This window comes from Bhargavaea ginsengi, assembly GCF_900109165.1.
GTDB classification, from domain to species: Bacteria; Bacillota; Bacilli; order Bacillales_A; family Planococcaceae; genus Bhargavaea; species Bhargavaea ginsengi.
In genome coordinates this window covers 332,788-351,438 of sequence record NZ_FNZF01000003.1, presented here as the reverse complement: position 1 = coordinate 351,438, position 18,651 = coordinate 332,788, and the positions used below count along the sequence as shown (strand labels likewise).

Sequence of the window (18,651 nt, the reverse complement as noted above, 5' to 3'; positions counted from 1 at the left end):
AGGAGGAAGCGAACATGACCCGACAGCCTTTGACCGACCGGTTCGGGCGGCCGATCCGTGATCTTCGGATCTCCGTCACCGACCGGTGCAACTTCAGATGTTCCTACTGCATGCCGAAAGAGGTATTCGGGGATGACTATGCCTTCCTCCCGAAGTCGGAGCTGCTCACCTTCGAGGAGATCCACCGGCTCACCCGGCTGTTCGCGGACGCCGGCGTCAAGAAGATCCGCCTGACCGGCGGCGAGCCGCTGATGCGACGGGGACTTCCGGATCTTGTGGAGCGGATCCTGTCCGTCGAAGGGGTCGAAGACATCGGCCTTACGACGAACGGGCTTCTTCTCGGAACGCATGCCCAGCCGCTTTATGATGCGGGCCTGCGCCGGCTGAACATCAGCCTCGATGCCCTGGACCCGGTCATCTCCGGCGAACTGAACGGCCGGGGCGTCGACCCATCGCGTATCCTGAAGCAGATCGACTACGCCAAGGACGTCGGTTTCGAGATTAAGGTGAACATGGTCGTGAAAAAGGGTGTCAACGACTCTGAGATCCTGCCGATGACCGCCTACTTCAAAGAGCGCGGCATCACGCTCCGGTTTATCGAATTTATGGACGTAGGAAATGACAACGGCTGGAGCTTCCGGGATGTCGTCACGAAAAAGGAGATCTTCGACAGGCTCAGGAGTGAATATGACCTAGAGCCGGTCGGGCAGGACTACTACGGGGAAGTCGCCAAACGCTACCGCCACAGCGACAACGGAGCGGAACTCGGGTTTATCACCTCGGTGTCGGAGTCGTTCTGCTCCACATGCACCCGCGCACGCCTGTCATCCGACGGCAAGCTGATCACCTGTTTGTTCGCGGAAGGCGGATTCGACCTGCGCAGCCTGATCCGGGATGGTGCAAGCGATGAAGAACTCATGAGCGCCATAGCGGGCGTCTGGGAAAACCGGGCCGACCGCTACTCCGACGAGCGTACCGAACAGACCGCGCGTAATCGCAATAAAATCGGCATGTCTTACATCGGCGGATAAATTCGGAAAAACAGGGCTGACACACGGAGCGGAAAGATCCGCCTCGGGTGTCAGCCCTGTATTAGTGAGCGCTTATGTTAACGTCTCAGCCCAGTATGTCAACGTTTCCCGACAGCACGCATCCACCCCATATAAAAAAGCCGCAGCGATGCGGCCATTTGTCAGCTGTTGATGGAGCCGGTCTGTTTGTCATCCTTTGCCGCCTCGTAATTGCCGGATCCCACACGGCGCTTGATTTCCTCTTCGGTTAGGGGTTCAAGCACGGTCTCATCGGTAGGAAGGTCGATTGCGCCGGCCTCCATCTCCATGTTCTCTACCCGCGCAAATCCAGCGTTGGTCTGCCGGCCCAGCTCTTCGCGGAGTTTCCGGTCTTCGTACGTTTCTTCCATGAACGGTTCCTTCTTCGCCATATCCATCCCCCACTTCATTCGATTTCTCCTAAGTTTACCCTACTATTAGCCCCCTAAAACGATCACTCGGCCTTCTCTGCCTGCGCTACTTTTTTCTTTTCCCGCCATTTCGTGATCCATTCCGTCCCGAAGTCGACCAATGTGTCCATGTCGATCACCCGGGTATCCGCCTGGCCAATTTTGCAGCGGGTCACGGCTTCCGGATGTTCGCGCTCGAATGCCATTCCGAGCGGCGGGAAGTCATCGGATTCCAGGTCCGCCATGTCGTATTCGATCCATTTCCGCTCGCCGTCCACCAGCATGGACGCGCCGTCCCGGTATGTCTCGAGGCCCGGAGCCCGGTATTCCGACAGATGCAGTGCCGTGCAGGAGTCGTAGCCGGTCCCGATGAGCAGGATCTTCATACCGGAGCCGTGCATCTTCCCGAGCGGGGAACCCTCCCCGAAGGAATCCTCCAGCGGGTGATCCCGCATCCATTCTGCCGCGTCACGGCCCCAGGCGATGAACGAATGCGCCGGATGCGGGCTGCGGACCGTCTCCGGATGGCGGTGGAGACACTCGGGGACCTTGCCCATTCCGCGCAGATGCGACAGATGGGGGTCGTAAGCCGGCATCGTACGACGGATCGGCTCGTGCCATTCTTCCGGGACCGGCGGCATCATCCAGTGCCTCGGGTCCGAGTTGTCAGAGGACTGTGCAGGCATGACGACCGTCCCGTCCGCCGTTACGGTTTCAAGCAGCGCCTCGACAAAGGCCTGCTCGCCGCCGGATACCCAGCCGACCTTTTTCAGCGACGTGTGGACGATGATCCTCTCGCCTTTCCCGATACCCGCATTGCCCAGATGCTCTTTGATCGTCTCTTTTGAAATGAATTCCCCTGTCCGGAGCACAACATCCAATTCGTTCATCGTTCATTCCCCCGTATTCGTTTTATTCAGAGTACCTTATTTGGATGCCCCGCGGAACGGGTATAGAATAGTTTTGGGAGGTGTTGGGAAATGGAAACATGGAAACTGTGGATCAACGGGGAATGGAAGGAAGCGGCGCGTACGTATGAATTGAAGTCGCCGTATTCCCAGGAAGCGATTGCAACGGTTGCAAAAGCGGATGAAGAAGATGTGAAACAGGCAATTGAAGGCGCCCATGAGGCGTTTCTCGAGTTCAGGAAATGGCCGGCATACGAGCGGGCCGAACTGCTATACCGTGCCGTCGATCTGATTGAAGCGCGGAAGGAAGAGCTGGCGCAGCTGCTGGTGAAGGAAGCGGGCAAGCCGATCAAGACGGCACGCGGCGAGATCGACCGGACAATCGCCACGTACCAGTTCTCGGCGGAAGCGGCCAAGTCGCTTTCCGGCGAGACGGTGCCGATGGACGCGGCGCCAGGTGTGACGGATCGCATCGGCTGGACAAAGCGGGAGGCGCTCGGTGTCGTCGCAGCGATTACGCCGTTCAACTTCCCGTCAAACCTGGTCGCGCACAAGCTTGGGCCGGCATTTGCCGTCGGCAACACTGTCGTCCTGAAGCCGGCCACACAGACGCCGCTTTCTTCACTGGCTCTGGCCGAGATCTTCAAGGAAGCGGGCCTGCCGGATGGCGCCCTCCAAATCGTCACGGGGAGCGGCAGCGAGCTGAGCGATCCGCTCATCACGAACGACCTCGTGAAGAAAGTGACGTTTACCGGAAGCGTGCCGGTCGGACTCGACATCAAGTCGAAGGTCGGCCTGAAAAAGCTGACGCTCGAGCTGGGCTCGAACTCCGCACTGATCGTCGAACCGGACGTACCGCTCGAGAAAATCATGCCGCGTGCCGTCACCGGCGCATTCGGCTTTGCCGGACAGGTATGCATCTCGCTCCAGCGCGTGTACGTGCATGACGACATCTACGATGAATTCGTGGACCAATTCGTCGCGGAGACCGAGAAGCTCCAGGTCGGCGATCCGGCGGATGAATCGACCGATGTAGGCTCGATGATCCACCCGGGCGAGGCGGATCGCGCCATGGAATGGATCGAGGAAGCGAAAAAAGCCGGCGCGACCGTCCGCACAGGCGGCGGGCGCGTCCAGAACGGCATCGCCCCGACGGTCATGACCGACGTCACACCTGACATGAACGTCGTCTGCATGGAAGTTTTCGCCCCGATCGTCACGATCATGAAGTACTCGGACCTGGACGAGGCAATCGATCTCGTCAACGACTCGGAGTACGGCCTGAACGCCGGCATCTACACGCGCGACATCGAATCCGCGATGAAAGCCGCAGACGAAATCGAAGCCGGCGCCGTCATCATCAACGACATCCCGACATTCCGCGTCGACAACATGCCATACGGCGGCGTCAAGATGAGCGGCTACGGCCGTGAAGGCGTCAAATACGCCATCGACGGCATGACCGAGCTGAAGTTCATTACGGTGAAAACGACGTTCTGAGTGATTACGCATAAAAGTCTCATATGTAAAGGCCGTGAGGTGAAATGAAGTTCGGCAAGTTTGACTGGATATTATTACTGATGGTGATCGTGATTTCAGCAGCTGTTTATAGTGCTTATAACGGAGAACTGCCAAACGGCTACCTGGTTTTGATAATCCTGTTTGTCGGTTTGACCATAGGTGTTTTGAAGAGAGTGCTCTTCAGGTCTAAACAATAAGCGTTTTATACAATTGGTAACCGCTCGTATAGACAGGGTAAAGACTCAGGCAAGCGTGGTAATTATTCGAATCCAGCAGGCAACAACCCGTCAGAAGCCGGAAGTGGACATCCCTCTTCCGGCTTTTTGGTGCTTTCAAACCAATGCGTCCGGGTCTTTCTTCCTCTTTTCTTCCAAAATAGGAAATCCCGCTGCTCCCTCAGCCGTATCCCGGTAGAATAGATGTATGGAGCAATCGAAATGGGGATTGAGGTTATGGAGACTATCTACCAGAAAATTGCTGATCGAATTCAAAGGATGATTCCCGAGAAGTGGAGTTCAGTATATTTGTACGCGGAAAAATGGGCAGGTTACGACACGGTTTATTTTTATTATTATCCTGAAAACGATAATAAAGCCCTTTTACATTATGAAATTACTGAGCAATTCCAAGTGGATTCCACAGAGTTTGAACATCTGGAAGATGAGCTGAGAGATACGATCATGCTGTTATATGAAAAACAGATGAGACTAGAAGCAGAACTGTGGACCGGCATGACGTTCATACTCAAGAGTACTGGTGAATTTCGAATTGAATATGGCTATCAGGATCTATCACTGCTGGGACCAGTTGAGAAGAGGAGACTTTGGAAAGAAAAGCACTCAATCAATTAAATACTGCCCAGTGAGGGGGAGTACCATGGACACGAAAGAAAAGGAAAACCGTTATACTGCCATTGCGAATACAGTGCTTGAGATGATTCCGGAAAAGTGGGATTGGGTGAAGCTGTACGCCGAGTATTGGGATGGGTACTATAAGTGCTATTTCTACTACACTCCTGCAGGGAGCGACGAGTACATCTACAATCTGGATATCCCTGATGAATACGAAGTCAGCCAGGAAACGTTTGATCGATTAGATGAACAATTATATGACCACATTAAAGTGCTACGGAACGAATTCAAAAACCAGGAAGAGAAACCCTGGACGAACCTGACGTTTTCTTTGCAAAGCGATGGAAAAATGAAGATCGACTATGATTACAGCGCCCTGTCAGATCTTAATCCTCTTGAAAAACGAAAACGCTGGGAATCCAACAATCTCACTGGGGGGGATAAGGGATAAGTGACTGCAGAACAGATTGAAAAGTGCTATGAGGAGATTGCGCACCAGATTAGCGCCATGATTCCTGAGGAATGGACCACTGCGAAGCTGTACGCTGAAAGTTGGCCGGGCTACACTACCATTTACTTCTACTACGACTCGGCAGATAACACTCTGCCAATTCTAAACTTAAATATTCCGGACCTTTTTTCTGTTGATCCGGATGATTTTCTTCTTCAGAAACGTCTGCTGAGAAGGACGGTTCTGGCTCTACAACAGATGTTCAGTGAACAGGATATGGAAACATGGACGAACTTCACGTTGATTTTAAATCATGATGGCACGTTCAAGGCCGAATACGGATATGAGGACTTAAAGGAACTGGATCCGGGGGAGAAGCGAGAGGCTTGGAAAGTAAAATACGGGATTGAATATAAACGATGATGCTGCTTCTCTAAGGAGGAGAAATGAAAGAAATTTACCAAGAAATCGTGGAAGGGTACTCCACAGCCTATTTTTACTATTACCCTGAAAGCAGTGCGCCCTCCCATGGCGGAGAACCGGTCTACAGCCTGGATATCCCTGATAGGTTCGAAGTGGACTATGAGCATTTTAATCAGTTAAAAGAAAGCCTTTACAATCAGCAAAAATTGCTATGGATGCAGTTCGCGCATCGGGAAAAGGAACCTTGGACGAACCTCACATTCTCATTGAAGAGCGGCGGGAACTTGAAGATTGATTATGGTTATGAGGACTTGTCTGACCTTGATCCGATTGAAAAGCAGGATCGCTGGGAAGCAAAGCATGTTTTCGGCGAGTAACAGGGAGTGAAGCATTTGGCTCGGAAAGCGGAAGAGATCTATCAAGCACTCGCCAATCAGTTGAATGACCTGATCCCTGAGCCATGGGAAAAGGTTCTTCTTTACGTGGAAGATTGGAATGATTCATCGACCGCCTATTTCTTTTATTATCCTGCAGAGGGCACAGGTCCAGTGCTCAGCCATGACATCCCAGAGCGCTTTGAGATGGACTCGGATGACTTCGAAATGAAGGAGTATGAACTTGGCGAAACAGGGCTTTCCCTTCAGCGGGTTTTCAGAGATGACGGACTGACACCGTGGACAAGCTTCACGTTTATCCTGGAGCAAAACGGTCAGTTCAAGGTGGACTACGGCTATGAAGATTTAAGCGAAGTCGATCCCGGAGAGCAGCGCGAGGTGTGGAAGGCCAGGTATGAGATTGAATAACAATGGATTGAATCAATGTCAATTCTCCAGGAGAGACGGACTAGGATGAAAAAGCAGATGGAGATTGTTAAACGTAGAATCCAAAATTCCGGACGGCTTCCTGAGCCGCCAGCATTCGGTTTGTTGATCGATGAGTTTATAAAATGGGCTAGTGAAAAGACAAGGAATCAAGCTTTTATAAACGATTATATTGATTTAATGAAGATCACTAACGGATTGCAGTACAACGGATTGTTAATCTACAACATCAATCAGGATGATCAGAACAACAGCGTTTACGCTGCCAACAGAATCTGGTGGGAACTAGAATGGAACCGCAGATACATCTTCTTGGCCGATTCCAGTATCTCCTGGTATTGTTTTGACCTGACCGACAATAAGTTTTACGAACTGGATAAACCGAGTGGAGATCAGATTCAGGAATTCAGTTGTCTTGAGGATCTCATCACCAACTCGATTAGTGATGTCTTATAAGTGATGGAGTGAGATCGATGCCAGACCAAAAGGAAATCTTTCAAGAGATCGTACATGGTTTACATGACCTCATACCAGAAGAGTGGAGCAAAGTATTCCTATACGTCGAAGGCTGGGAAGACTTTTCTACCGCATACTTCTATTACGATCCGGCTGATGGAAGAGCCCCGGTTCTGAGCCATCATATCCCCAATCACTTTGATTTGGACGAAGAAGAATTTGGGGACCGCGAAAGTGAACTGGCAGAACAGGTTCTTTCCCTGCAAAACGTTTTTAAAGATCAGGGACTGCAGCCTTGGACAAGCCTCACCTTCATTCTTGAATGCAACGGCCAATTTCATGTGGAGTACGAATACGAAGATCTCAGAGATGTGGATATGGTGGAGCAGCATGAAGCGTGGAAGGCCAGATATGGGATTGAATCAAGGTAGAAGTAAGGAATATACATACGAGACACGATATAGACCAAGCTATGCCTAGAAATAATGACCCTAAGATAATGACCGAAAAACGGAAGCCCCGCCGGCTTCCGTATTTTTCATGTTCAGCAGGAAATCGCATTGTCCGGCACCCCTTGTTCTGCTAAAGTGGACTTGTATTTCGAAAACGAAAATAGTTCTGAAAAGAAAGAAGGCGAACCGATGAATATTTATCTTTCGGTCGACATGGAAGGGATCACGGGCATCCCGGATTACACGTTCGTCGATTCATCCCAGCATAACTACGAAATCGGGCGGAGCCTCATGACGGGGGACGCCAATGCGGTCATCGAGGGGGCGCTGGCCGGCGGGGCAGAGCATTTGCTCGTCAACGACAGCCATTCGAAGATGAACAACCTGCTGCCTGAGAAGCTGCATCCGGAAGCGGAGCTGATCAACGGGGGCGTGAAGCTGTACTCGATGGTGGAAGGCCTCGACAACACGTATGACGGCGCCATCTTCACGGGCTACCATTCCCGCGCGGGCCAGCCGGGGGTCATGAGCCACTCGATGATCCATGCGGTCCGCAACATGTGGATCAATGAGCAGGAGATCGGGGAGATCGGATTCAATGCGTACATCGCGGGTTATCACGGCGTGCCGGTCATCATGGTCGCAGGCGATGACGGGGCTTCCCGCGAGGCGGAAGAACTGATTCCGGGCGTGGTGACGGCGGCAGTGAAAAAGTCACTGACGCGCTCTGCGGTCCGGTCCCTCTCCCCTCAGAGGGCGCATGAACTTCTGAAGGAAAAGGCGGCGGAAGCCATTGCGAACCGCAACAACGTCAAGCCGCTGACGCCCCCGGATAATCCGGTGCTCCGCATCGAATTCACGAACTATGGCCAGGCCGAATGGGCGGCGTTCATGCCTGGCTGCGAAATCGAACCAGGGTCGACGGTCGTCCGGTTCGAGGCGAAAGATATCCTGGAAGCGTACAGCGCGATGCTCGTCATGATCGAGCTTGCGCTGCAGACTACCTACCGATGATGGAACTCATCCGTCCGGAGCGGCTGAAGCGGGGCGACACCGTCGGCATCATCGCCCCGTCCAGCCCGCCGAAGACCGAACAGTTGACCCGTTCGCTCGCCTTCTTGGAGTCGCTCGGCCTGAACTGGAAAATCGGAAAGGCTGTCGGGAAAAAGGAGCGCTATCTCGGGGGAACCGATCAGGAACGCCTGGACGATCTGCACGGGATGTTCAGCGACCCTGAAGTCAAAGGTATCATCTGTGCAAGAGGGGGCTACGGCTCCGCGCGCTATCTTGAGAAGATTGACTATCAGATGATCCGGGAAAACCCGAAGATTTTCTGGGGGTATAGCGACATCACTGCACTTCATCAGGCCATCCATATGTATTCGGACCTTGTGACGTTCCACGGGCCGATGCTCGAGTCGGACGTCGCCAAGGATGACTTCGATCCGCTGTCGGCCAAACTGTTTTCCCAACTGTTCCAGCCTCTCGAGCTGCACTATGACGAATCGGTCTCGCCGCTTACCACCTATTCCGGAGGAAGCGCGCGCGGACAATTGATCGGCGGCAATCTCTCACTGATCGCCTCAAGCATCGGCACGAAATTTGCCCCTTCGTTTGAAGGGAAGCTTCTTCTTATCGAAGACACCGACGAAGAGCCGTATCGCACGGACGGCATGCTGACGCAGTTAAGGCAGTCGGGTGTTCTTGATCGTGTGGCCGGCATCGTCATCGGCGACTTTAAATATCCTAAGAATCATAAGGGCGACTTCTTCTATGAAGAGGTGTTCAAGGACTTCTTTGAAGGGTTCGGTAAGCCGGTCGTATCCGGTTTCCGGATCGGTCACTGCCAGCCGCACTTCGCGGTCCCGCTCGGCGTCGAGGCATATCTGGACGCCGATGCAAAGACGCTCACCATCCTGCCGGGCGTGGAGTAAGCGCACGGTATATCAGACTAATATTAGAATCAATGAAGGTTAATATAAGGGGGAAATTCACCATGAAACCGCTTATCGGCATCACGACCCATGTTGAACTTGACTATAAGCACGTCCTGAACCACGACTACATCACCGCTGTCCAGCGGGCCGGCGGCATCCCGCTGCTCATCCCGATCGACACGGAAAACGACGCGGACCGGATCCTTGATGCACTCGACGGGCTCGTCGTCTCCGGAGGGGGAGACATTGACCCTACCCTATTTGGCGAGGAGCCGCATCCAAAGCTCGGAGAGATCTCGCCGGGCCGGGATGCATCGGAGCTTGCGCTCATTAAAGGGGCACTCGAGCGCGACATGCCACTTCTCACCATCTGCCGGGGCCTTCAGGTCATGGTCATCGCCGAGGGTGGCGACATGTATCAGGATATCTATTCCCAGATCGACCGTGAATTGCTCCAGCACAGCCAGCGCGCAAACCGGGTCCATCTGTCCCATTTCGTCGAGGCGGCGGAAGGCAGCATTCTGCGGGAGGCCGCGCAGGCAGAGAAGTTCCGTGTGAATTCTTATCATCACCAGGCGGTGCGAGATGTGGAAGCGCCGTTCGCAATCTCCGGCGTTGCGTCCGACGGCGTAATTGAGGCGGTCGAGAGCACAGAGCACCGGTTCGCGGTCGGCGTCCAGTGGCATCCGGAAGCACTTGCCGCAGCAGGGGACAGCACATCACTCCGGCTGTTCGAGCGGTTCATCGAAACAGCAAAGGAAGGGGCGGGAAGCCTTGCAAATCATTGACCTGCACTGCGATGCACTGCTGAAGCTGTATGAAGCGGACGGCAAGATCCGTTTTGCCGACGCACCGGAACTGGATACCAACCGCGAACGCCTCCGCAAGGGCGAGGTAAAGCTTCAGGCTTTCGCCATCTTTATCTGGCCGGGTATGAAGGCCGAGGAAAAGTTCCAGGCGGCCCTCGATCAGGTTCACTGGTTCTACACCGATGTCCTCGGCAACAACCCGGACATGAAGCTGATCCGGGACTGGGCGGATATCGATTCATTAAAAGAAGGCGAGACGGGTGCGCTGCTTACGCTTGAAGGCGTGGACGCGATCGGCAACGACCTGAAGAAGCTCTCCATCCTCCACCAGCTCGGTGTCCGATCGGTCGGACTGACCTGGAACAACGCGAACCTGGCAGCAGATGGTGCCGGCGAGCCCCGCGGAGCCGGCCTCACGACATTCGGCCGCGAAATCGTCCGGTTTAACAACGAATACCAGATCCTGACCGACGTGTCGCACCTGTGCGAAAAGGCGTTCTGGGACGTGATCGAGACGGCGGATTACCCGATTGCGAGCCACTCGAATGCACGGGCAGTCCGTGACCATGTCCGGAACCTTTACGATGACCAGGCGAAGGCGCTGTTTGATAAGGGCGGCATGATCCATGTTGTCTACTGCCCGGCATTCATAAAGGAAGGCGGTTCAGTGACCATTGATGACCTGATCCGTCACATCGATCATTTCTGCGGCCTCGGCGGCGAGAAGTTCATCGGCCTTGGCTCCGACTTTGACGGCATTGCCGACAAAGTGGAAAACCTGTCCGATGCCTCCATGCAGCAGAATCTCATCAACGAACTGCTGAAACGTTATTCGGAAAACCAGGTCAAAGGCTTCGCCTACCGTAACTTCCTCGAAAACCGTCCGAAATAACAAAAGACAAGGAACCGCTTCTGCGGGACCTTGTCTTTTTACATGACCTGTTTCGACATATTTCCCGGGAAATAGCCACCGGCCAGCTTCGTTCTATTCCATTGCCAGCACCGAGGCAATGATGCTCACCATAAACAGATAGAGCCCGAAAAGCAGAACAGCCCGATAAGGCAGAGGTCCCTTTTTGAATTCCGGGTCTTCCTTCCTGCCTTCGGATTCTCTGATAAAGCTTTCTTTCCTGCTAAGAGAACGGAAGAATTTCCTCCAATTTTTTGTAAAAGTCTCTGTTACTTCATGTCTGGCGATATAAAGGATGCCGCCTGCGATGAGGACCAGAATGCTTGCCCAAAATAGCAAGTCGGCAGCCCGGACAGGGTCTGGAGTGCGCGTCATCCACGACCATCCGACAAACATCGGGGGAATGACAAAAATAATCGGGACAAAACGTCGATACATAAGCAGACTTCCTTTCACGAGCGTAAATGGTAACGATTCCAAATTTCTAAATTGTGAAAAAAGATATTGCTTTCTATCGATAGTATACGTAAAATAGGATTACATTTCGATAGAGACAAGGGGGAAAATAGCATGAACAAAAAGTGGGTATCCCGCTTCATGGCTCCGGCCGCAGCGGCTCTTATTCTCGCGGGCTGCAACTTCAGCGGTTCCGGTGATGAGGCGTCCGGAGATTCGGAGGGCGGAAGCGCCGAAGGGGACGGCAGCTCCGCACAGGTGATTACGCTGAGCGAAGGCTCGGACATTCCGACGATGGACTCCACGAAGGCACATGACTCGATCGCCTTCAACGTCCTGAACAACATCAATGAAGGGCTCTACCGCCAGAATGAGTCCAACGAAGTGGAACTGGCCATGGCGGAAAAGCATGACAAAAATGAAGATGAAACCGTTCACACGTTCACGCTCCGTGAGCAGAACTGGAGCAACGGCGAGCCGGTGACCGCCCAGGACTTCGAATATGCATGGAAGCGCGTTATGCGTGAAGCCGGTCCTTACAACTACATGCTCGTTACGGCAGGCATAAAAAATGCCGAAGCGATTATGAATGAAGAAGTGGACGCGGAAGAACTTGGCGTCAAGGCCGTCGATGAGAAGACACTTGAAGTGACACTCGAGGCACCAAACCCGCTATTTGAAACCCTTCTTGCATTCGCGACATTCCTGCCTCAGAACCAGGCATTCGTGGAAGAGCAGGGAGACCAATATGCACTTGAGGCCGAAAACGTTCTTGCAAACGGACCGTTCGTATTCTCCGAATGGCAGCAGGAACAGGGCTGGACGCTTGAAAAGAACGAAGATTATTGGGATGCCGAAAACGTCAAGCTCGATAAAGCCGAGTTCGTCGTGATCAAGGATCCACAGTCCGGTGCCAACCTGTATGAAACAGAAAAAGTCGACCGCGTGAAGCTGACATCCTCGCTCGTCGACCAGTATCAGGACAATGAAGGATTCACGAACGAAAAGGCGTCAGGCATCGTGTTCCTGCGCTTTAACCACAACCATGAAGTGCTGAGCAATGCCAACATCCGCCGCGCAGTCAACATGGCGATCGACCGTGACGGCCTGACAGACGTCATCCTCAAAGATGGCTCCACGCCGCTTTACGGAGTAGTTCCTGAAGGGTACTACAACTCCCCTGAAGGCCAGGACTATCGTGAGCTGAACGGCGACATCAACAAAGGCACACCGGAAGAAGCACAGGAATTCTGGACAAAAGGCCTTGAAGAAGCCGGCATCGACAGCCTGACGGTTTCCCTGAACATCGCGGACACGGATGAAATGAAGAAAGTCGGCGAATATCTTCAGGCCCAGCTGGAAGATAACCTGCCTGGATTCAAGCTTGAGCTGAAAGCAGTTCCATTCGCACAGCGTCTTGAAATCGAGAAAGCGATCGAGTACGATCTCTCCCTCTCGACATGGGGCCCTGACTACGCTGACCCGATGACTTACCTCGACATGTGGGTGGACGGCAGCTCGGCGAACCGGATGGACTATGTTAATCCGAAGCTGGATGAGCTTGTAGCCGAAGCACGCACGGACACGGACCTCAGCAACCGCTACAAGACCCTCCTCGAAATCGAGAAGGTTCTCCTTGAAGAAGATGCCGCGGTCGCACCGCTTTACCAGCGGGGCAATACGTACCTGACCCGTCCGAGCATCGAGAACCTCGTCATCCACCCGGCTGGCGCGGACCTCTCGCTCAAGTGGGCATCGGTCAAGTAAACCTTTTATAGCAGCAGACAAGCGGGGGAGCCACTGGTGCAGCCCCCGCTTTTTTCATTCAATGCACCGATTTATAAAGCGAGGTGACCACATCATGAAACGCTATCTGCTTCAACGCTTTGCCTATGCAGCACTCACATTGTTCATCATCGTATCCGCGACATTCCTGCTGATGCAGCTTCTTCCCGGTACGCCATACTCGAATGCGGAAAAGCTGACCGAGTCACAGCGGGCGATCCTCGATGCAAAATACGGGCTCGATAAGCCGGTGGCAATCCAGTATCTCACCTATATCGGCAACCTGGTCCAGGGTGATCTCGGGTACTCGTTCCAGTATCAGGGACGCACGGTCATGAGTATGATCGGCGACCGAATCGGGCCTTCCGCGCTGATCGGCCTTCAGGGCCTTGTATTCGGCACGATCATCGGCCTGGTACTCGGCATTGTTTCGGCGCTCCGCCACAACACTGCGCTCGACTATGCATCTGTGACGATTGCCGTCCTCGGCATGTCCATTCCGTCGTTCGTCTTTGCGGCGCTTCTTCAGTACTATATCGGCGTCAAACTCGGCTGGTTGCCGGTTGCACTATGGGAGAACTATCAGAGCACCATCCTGCCGTCGCTTGCCCTGTCTGTGACGGTTATCGCAACAGTCGCCCGGTTTATCCGGAGTGAAATGCTCGAAGTGCTCGGGCAGGATTATGTCACGACCGCACGGGCAAAAGGGCTGAATGAATCAGGTGTAATCTGGAAGCACGTCATCCGGAACGCCCTCATCCCTGTCGTCACGATGCTCGGTCCGCTCGCCGTCTCAATCATGACGGGGACCCTCGTCATCGAGAAGATCTTCGGGGTCCCGGGTCTCGGGGAGCAGTTCACACTGTCGATCCTCGTGCTCGACTACAGCGTCATCATGGGCATCACGCTGCTTTACAGTGCGCTCTTCATCTTCGTCGTCTTTGTCGTGGATGTGCTGTACGGCCTGCTTGACCCTCGGATCGACCTGAAAGGGGGAAGCAAGGCATGACGACCATCCAGCCGAATGACGGAGACTCCAAGAATCTCCGCAGCACAGACCGTCCGGCGGAACCGTCCGCGGATCTGTTCGTCCCGCAACCTCTGGATTCCACGGTGCGCGAGGAACTCGCGGCGCCGGCACCGACTTTCTGGAAAGAGGCGATGGAGCGCCTGTTCAAAAACAAGGGCGCACTCGTTTCCCTGATTCTTCTGATCATCCTCGGGGCGATGGCACTCATCGGCCCGTCGATGAACGAATTCACTTACCGTGAACAGCATATTCCGCACTCGAACCTTCCGCCGAAAGTCGCGGGCCTCGAATGGCTCGGATTTGACGGGAAAGATGTAAATGGCGTCGACCAGTACGCCCAGCGCGGCGTTGAGACGAATTACTGGTTCGGCACCGACGAGTTCGGGCGGGACCTGTGGACGCGTGTTTGGAAGGGAACACAGATCTCTTTGTTCATCGCGCTTGTCGCAGCGTTCCTCGACCTCGTCATCGGGGTCATCTACGGCGGCATCTCCGCTTATTACGGGGGCCGCATCGATAACGTCATGCAACGGATCATCGAGATCCTGACAGGGATCCCGAACCTGATTGTGATCATCCTGTTTATCCTCATACTTGAGCCGGGCATCCGGTCGATCATCCTCGCAATGATCATCACCGGCTGGGTCGGGATGGCAAGGGTCGTCAGGGGGCAGATGCTCCAGCTGAAGGGGCAGGAATTCGTCCTCGCCTCGCGGACGCTCGGGGCCTCGGATTCAAGACTGATGAGGAAGCACCTGCTCCCGAACGTCATGGGGCCGATTATCGTCACCGTCATGTTCACGATTCCGACAGCGATCTTCTTCGAAGCGTTCCTGAGCTTTATCGGCCTCGGCCTTCAGGCACCGCTCGCCTCACTCGGGGTCCTGATCGAGGACGGCTACGACGCGATCCGTTCGTTCCCGTATAAACTGCTTATTCCTGCGGTCGTCATCAGCCTTGTCATGATCTGCTTCAACCTGCTGGCTGATGGGCTGCGCGACGCGCTCGATCCGAAAATGAGAAAGTGAGGGGTCAAAAAATGGACAAAAACATCCTTGAAGTCAACAACCTGCATGTTTCATTCAAGACCCGCAACGGCGAGGTCCCGGCGGTAAGGGGCGTCAACTTTTCTCTGAAAAAAGGGGAGACGCTCGCCATCGTCGGCGAGTCCGGCTCCGGCAAGTCGGTGACGGCGAAGTCGATCATGCAGCTATTGCCCAAGCAGAACACGATCATCCCCGAGGGCGAGGTCCTCTATGAAGGGAAAGATCTGCTCAAGTTTTCGAAGAAAGAGATCCAAAACGTTCGCGGGTCGGACATCTCGATGGTCTTCCAGGACCCGATGACCTCGCTGAACCCGACGATGAAAATAGGAAAGCAGATTACGGAGGGGCTTTCCCGCCATATGAAGCTGACGAAAAAGCAGGCCCGTGAGCGTGCGAAGGAGATGCTCGAGCTGGTCGGCATTCCGAACGCGGAAGCCCGGCTCGACGCTTATCCGCATCAGTTCTCCGGCGGGATGCGCCAGCGCGTCGTCATTGCAATCGCACTTGCCTGCAACCCGAAGGTGCTGATCGCCGATGAGCCGACGACGGCGCTTGATGTGACGATCCAGGCACAGATCCTGCGGCTGATGCGCGGCCTCCAGGAAAAGACAGACACGGCGATCATCCTGATCACACATGACCTCGGAGTGGTCGCCAACATGGCCGACCGGGTCGCCGTCATGTATGCGGGGGAAGTCGTTGAACAGGGCACGCTGGATGAAATCTTCTACAGGCCGCAGCACCCGTACACGCTCGGGCTGCTCCGGTCGATGCCGAACCTGGACGCCCCCCGTACCGAACCGCTTATCCCGATCCCGGGATCCCCGCCGGATCCGGCATCGCTTGGCACGGGCTGCCCGTTTGCCGCGCGTTGCCCATACACGATGAAGGTGTGCCACGACCACAACCCTGGCTACACGGCAGTGAGCGGCACGCAGGCCGTTCGCTGCTGGCTTCAGGATGAGCGTACGCCGGAAGACCATATACCGGAAGTGATCCGGAAGGGCCGCCAGACGTCGGAAATCGCCGCCGATCAGGCCGCCATCGATGCAGCGGGAGGAGTGCCGGTATGACACAAGAACTTAAAGAACACCACGACGCAAATGCCGGGCAGAAAGACCTGCTCGTTGTAAACAATCTGAAAAAGCATTTCCGCCTTGACCGAAAAACCGTGCTGAAGGCGGTCGACGGCATCAGCTTCTCGATCAAAGAGGGCGAGACGCTTGGCCTTGTCGGCGAATCCGGATGCGGCAAATCGACGGTCGGCCGTACACTCACCAGGATCTATGAGCCGACGGACGGAGAGCTTGAGTTTGACGGACTCAAAATCAAAGGCCGGCTCGACAGGAAGACGAAAAAACGCATCAACCGCGATGTGCAGATGATCTTCCAGGATCCCTACTCGTCGCTGAACCCGCGGATGACCGTCTCCGAAATCATCTCGGAAGGGCTCGTCATCCACAATCCGGACATGTCCCCGAAAGAAAGGGAAAAACGTGTCCATGAACTCCTTCAGCTTGTCGGCCTGAACAAGAACCATGCGGGGCGTTACCCGCACGAGTTCTCAGGCGGCCAGCGCCAGCGGATCGGCATCGCGCGTGCGCTTGCGGTTGAACCGAAGTTCATCGTTGCCGATGAGCCGATCGCGGCGCTCGACGTCTCCATCCAGGCCCAGATAGTCAACCTGCTTAAGGAACTGCAGGAGGATCGCGGCCTCACGTACCTGTTCATCGCGCACGACCTGTCGATGGTGAAGTACATCAGCGACCGCATCGCCGTCATGTACCTCGGCAAAATCGTCGAGCTTGCGGGCAGCGATGAGCTGTACGAAAAGCCGCTTCATCCGTATACCCAGGCACTGTTGTCGGCGATTCCGCTGCCGGACCCGGAAAAAGAACGCACCCGCGAGCAGATCGTCCTTACGGGGGATGTGCCGAGCCCGACCGACATTCCGTCCGGCTGCCGGTTCCGCACCCGCTGCCCGTTCGCGATGGACAGCTGCGCGGTGATCGATCCGGAATTCCGCGAAGTCGAGCCAGGCCACTCTGTCGCCTGCCACCTGTACGACGCGGAAATCATGGAGAAGGAAGGCAAGGAACTAAAGACCGTTTAATGGAGCTCCCCGGCGCGCCGGGGAGTTTTTCTTTTGCTGGCTAATGGGGGAGTTGCAGCAAGGGGTGGGAAGTTTCAACAAGGGGTGGGAAGTTGCAATAAGGAGCTGGGAGTTGCAATAAGGCGCCCGCAGCCTTGTGCGGTGCATCCCTCGCCGGATTCGGGTATACTGTTGCGTACCAACCCGGACGAAAATCCGGACAGAAGAGGTGTTGCCCTATGGCAGAAGCAATTCCCATGAGCCGTTCGCGGACGAAAACGACGAAACTCGTCATGCCGCCGGACACGAACCATCACGGAACCATTTTCGGGGGCCAGGTGCTGGCCTATCTGGATGAAATGAGCGCGATCGCTTCGATGAAGCATGCCGGCGCGGCGGTCGTCACGGCATCGATCGACTCGGTCGATTTCGTTTCGCCTGCAAGGGTCGGCGATGTACTGGAGATTGAAGCCGTCGTGTGTTCCACCGGTCGGACGTCGATGGAAGTGTTTGTGCAGGTCCACTCGGTCGACATCGTCACGGGTGCCCGCAAGCTGACAACCGAATCATTCGTCACGATGGTCGCAATGGATGAAGAAAACAAGCCGACGCCGGTTGCTCCGGTGTACCCGGAAACAAAGGCGGAAAAAGCACTGTTCGACAAGGCCCCGGCCCGCCGTGCCAACCGGCAGGAACGCCAGCAGATCAAGCATTCGTGATGAAAAGCCGTGCAGCGGACAACTCCCGCCGCGCGGCTTTTATTTCACTTCGAACTCTGCTGCGACTGAAATTTCCTGCCCGTCCTTGCTATTGACAGTTTTCACAAGACGGTACGTTCCCGGGGTAAGGGCTGTGCCGATATCTTCGGTATCCAGGGCCATCCTGTCCGATCCGCCCATATTCAGTATCTTGCCGAAATCCCTGAATTCCGGATCCCGGTAAAACACGGCATCGGAATAGATGAGACCGTGCCAACCTTTAGACGTCTTTTTTTCGAGTGCCGCATATCCGCCGTAACCAAAATGCTCTGTGCTCTGATTCGCCAGTTCATAGAAGATTTTGTAATGCCCATCATCAGTCCGCACGTCCAAGATCTCCAAAAGAGCCCCGCATCGGGAGGATGCCATTTCCTGATCGGGAACGGGATCGGGAAGCAGGGCCGGTCCTGTTTCCCTGCTGCACCCCGAGATGAGCAGCAAAAGAATCAGAACACGGGTTATCCGGGCCATCTTCACCACCTCTTT

Annotated in this window: 23 protein-coding genes; 19 read left to right on the top strand and 4 right to left on the bottom strand. The window is 54.7% G+C overall.

All coding sequences use genetic code 11. From position 1 onward, the window contains the following. Positions 1-14 precede the first annotated feature (14 nt). Positions 15-1,031 carry a GTP 3',8-cyclase MoaA gene (moaA, locus tag BMX91_RS10545; protein ID WP_092053553.1) on the top strand — a complete coding sequence of 339 codons (1,017 nt, stop codon included), beginning with the start codon at positions 15-17 and terminating at the stop codon, positions 1,029-1,031. A gap of 161 nt (positions 1,032-1,192) precedes the next feature. Here the strand turns inward: moaA and BMX91_RS10540 are convergent, their stop codons facing one another. After that, a complete protein-coding gene (locus BMX91_RS10540; protein ID WP_092053988.1) occupies positions 1,193-1,441 on the bottom strand; it encodes a hypothetical protein in 249 nt (82 codons plus the stop codon). 62 nt (positions 1,442-1,503) lie between these two features. Further along, positions 1,504-2,349 (bottom strand): aminoglycoside N(3)-acetyltransferase, encoded by an 846-nt coding sequence (locus tag BMX91_RS10535; protein ID WP_092053550.1) that lies wholly within the window; start codon positions 2,347-2,349, stop codon positions 1,504-1,506. A 90-nt stretch (positions 2,350-2,439) separates the two neighbouring features. On the opposite strand from BMX91_RS10535, the gene BMX91_RS10530 reads away from it, so the two are divergent. The 12 genes from BMX91_RS10530 (at position 2,440) to BMX91_RS10475 (ending at position 10,980) form a co-directional block, all read left to right on the top strand. Further along, a complete protein-coding gene (locus tag BMX91_RS10530; RefSeq protein WP_092053547.1) occupies positions 2,440-3,867 on the top strand; it encodes an aldehyde dehydrogenase family protein in 1,428 nt (475 codons plus the stop codon). Positions 3,868-4,325: 458 nt separating this feature from the next. Continuing rightward, positions 4,326-4,739, top strand: coding sequence for an immunity protein YezG family protein (locus tag BMX91_RS10525; protein ID WP_177168353.1), 414 nt, complete (start codon positions 4,326-4,328; stop codon positions 4,737-4,739). A gap of 25 nt (positions 4,740-4,764) precedes the next feature. Beyond that, a complete protein-coding gene (locus BMX91_RS10520; protein WP_092053542.1) occupies positions 4,765-5,190 on the top strand; it encodes an immunity protein YezG family protein in 426 nt (141 codons plus the stop codon). After that, positions 5,191-5,613, top strand: a complete 423-nt coding sequence (locus tag BMX91_RS10515; RefSeq protein ID WP_092053540.1) for an immunity protein YezG family protein — start codon at positions 5,191-5,193, stop codon at positions 5,611-5,613. 23 nt (positions 5,614-5,636) lie between these two features. After that, positions 5,637-5,990, top strand: a complete 354-nt coding sequence (locus BMX91_RS10510; protein WP_092053537.1) for an immunity protein YezG family protein — start codon at positions 5,637-5,639, stop codon at positions 5,988-5,990. A 15-nt stretch (positions 5,991-6,005) separates the two neighbouring features. Then, positions 6,006-6,416 (top strand): immunity protein YezG family protein, encoded by a 411-nt coding sequence (locus BMX91_RS10505; protein ID WP_092053535.1) that lies wholly within the window; start codon positions 6,006-6,008, stop codon positions 6,414-6,416. A gap of 45 nt (positions 6,417-6,461) precedes the next feature. After that, positions 6,462-6,890, top strand: coding sequence for a YrhA family protein (locus tag BMX91_RS10500; protein WP_092053532.1), 429 nt, complete (start codon positions 6,462-6,464; stop codon positions 6,888-6,890). A 17-nt stretch (positions 6,891-6,907) separates the two neighbouring features. Further along, positions 6,908-7,321, top strand: a complete 414-nt coding sequence (locus tag BMX91_RS10495; RefSeq protein WP_092053530.1) for an immunity protein YezG family protein — start codon at positions 6,908-6,910, stop codon at positions 7,319-7,321. Positions 7,322-7,531: 210 nt separating this feature from the next. After that, complete coding sequence (locus BMX91_RS10490) at positions 7,532-8,356, top strand: M55 family metallopeptidase (RefSeq protein WP_092053984.1); 825 nt, start codon at positions 7,532-7,534, stop codon at positions 8,354-8,356. Further along, positions 8,353-9,276: a S66 peptidase family protein gene (locus BMX91_RS10485; RefSeq protein WP_177168352.1), complete on the top strand. Its 924-nt coding sequence runs from the start codon at positions 8,353-8,355 to the stop codon at positions 9,274-9,276. Before BMX91_RS10490 ends, BMX91_RS10485 begins: the two co-directional genes overlap by 4 nt. 62 nt (positions 9,277-9,338) lie before the next feature. Next, positions 9,339-10,067, top strand: a complete 729-nt coding sequence (locus BMX91_RS10480; RefSeq protein ID WP_092053527.1) for a gamma-glutamyl-gamma-aminobutyrate hydrolase family protein — start codon at positions 9,339-9,341, stop codon at positions 10,065-10,067. Further along, on the top strand, positions 10,054-10,980 hold the full coding sequence (locus BMX91_RS10475) for a dipeptidase (RefSeq protein ID WP_092053525.1): 927 nt from the start codon (positions 10,054-10,056) through the stop codon (positions 10,978-10,980). Before BMX91_RS10480 ends, BMX91_RS10475 begins: the two co-directional genes overlap by 14 nt. 93 nt (positions 10,981-11,073) lie before the next feature. On the opposite strand, the gene BMX91_RS10470 is transcribed toward BMX91_RS10475, so the two are convergent. Continuing rightward, positions 11,074-11,436 (bottom strand): DUF3899 domain-containing protein, encoded by a 363-nt coding sequence (locus tag BMX91_RS10470; protein WP_092053523.1) that lies wholly within the window; start codon positions 11,434-11,436, stop codon positions 11,074-11,076. 132 nt (positions 11,437-11,568) lie between these two features. Here BMX91_RS10470 and BMX91_RS10465 point away from each other — a divergent pair, with 132 nt between their 5' ends. From BMX91_RS10465 to BMX91_RS10440, 6 genes are all read left to right on the top strand, one after another. Continuing rightward, on the top strand, positions 11,569-13,221 hold the full coding sequence (locus BMX91_RS10465; protein ID WP_092053521.1) for a peptide ABC transporter substrate-binding protein: 1,653 nt from the start codon (positions 11,569-11,571) through the stop codon (positions 13,219-13,221). A 94-nt stretch (positions 13,222-13,315) separates the two neighbouring features. Then, complete coding sequence (locus BMX91_RS10460; protein WP_092053518.1) at positions 13,316-14,248, top strand: ABC transporter permease; 933 nt, start codon at positions 13,316-13,318, stop codon at positions 14,246-14,248. Continuing rightward, positions 14,245-15,297, top strand: a complete 1,053-nt coding sequence (gene opp3C, locus BMX91_RS10455) for an oligopeptide ABC transporter permease (RefSeq protein WP_092053515.1) — start codon at positions 14,245-14,247, stop codon at positions 15,295-15,297. The genes BMX91_RS10460 and opp3C overlap by 4 nt, the downstream gene beginning before the upstream one ends. An 11-nt stretch (positions 15,298-15,308) precedes the next feature. Further along, positions 15,309-16,388 (top strand): ABC transporter ATP-binding protein, encoded by a 1,080-nt coding sequence (locus BMX91_RS10450; RefSeq protein ID WP_092053513.1) that lies wholly within the window; start codon positions 15,309-15,311, stop codon positions 16,386-16,388. Continuing rightward, a complete protein-coding gene (locus BMX91_RS10445) occupies positions 16,385-17,428 on the top strand; it encodes an ABC transporter ATP-binding protein (RefSeq protein ID WP_092053510.1) in 1,044 nt (347 codons plus the stop codon). Before BMX91_RS10450 ends, BMX91_RS10445 begins: the two co-directional genes overlap by 4 nt. Before the next feature lie 218 nt (positions 17,429-17,646). Further along, positions 17,647-18,126 carry an acyl-CoA thioesterase gene (locus BMX91_RS10440; RefSeq protein WP_092053506.1) on the top strand — a complete coding sequence of 160 codons (480 nt, stop codon included), beginning with the start codon at positions 17,647-17,649 and terminating at the stop codon, positions 18,124-18,126. A 39-nt stretch (positions 18,127-18,165) separates the two neighbouring features. Here the strand turns inward: BMX91_RS10440 and BMX91_RS10435 are convergent, their stop codons facing one another. Continuing rightward, positions 18,166-18,636 carry an immunoglobulin-like domain-containing protein gene (locus BMX91_RS10435; protein ID WP_092053504.1) on the bottom strand — a complete coding sequence of 157 codons (471 nt, stop codon included), beginning with the start codon at positions 18,634-18,636 and terminating at the stop codon, positions 18,166-18,168. Positions 18,637-18,651: the final 15 nt, after the last annotated feature.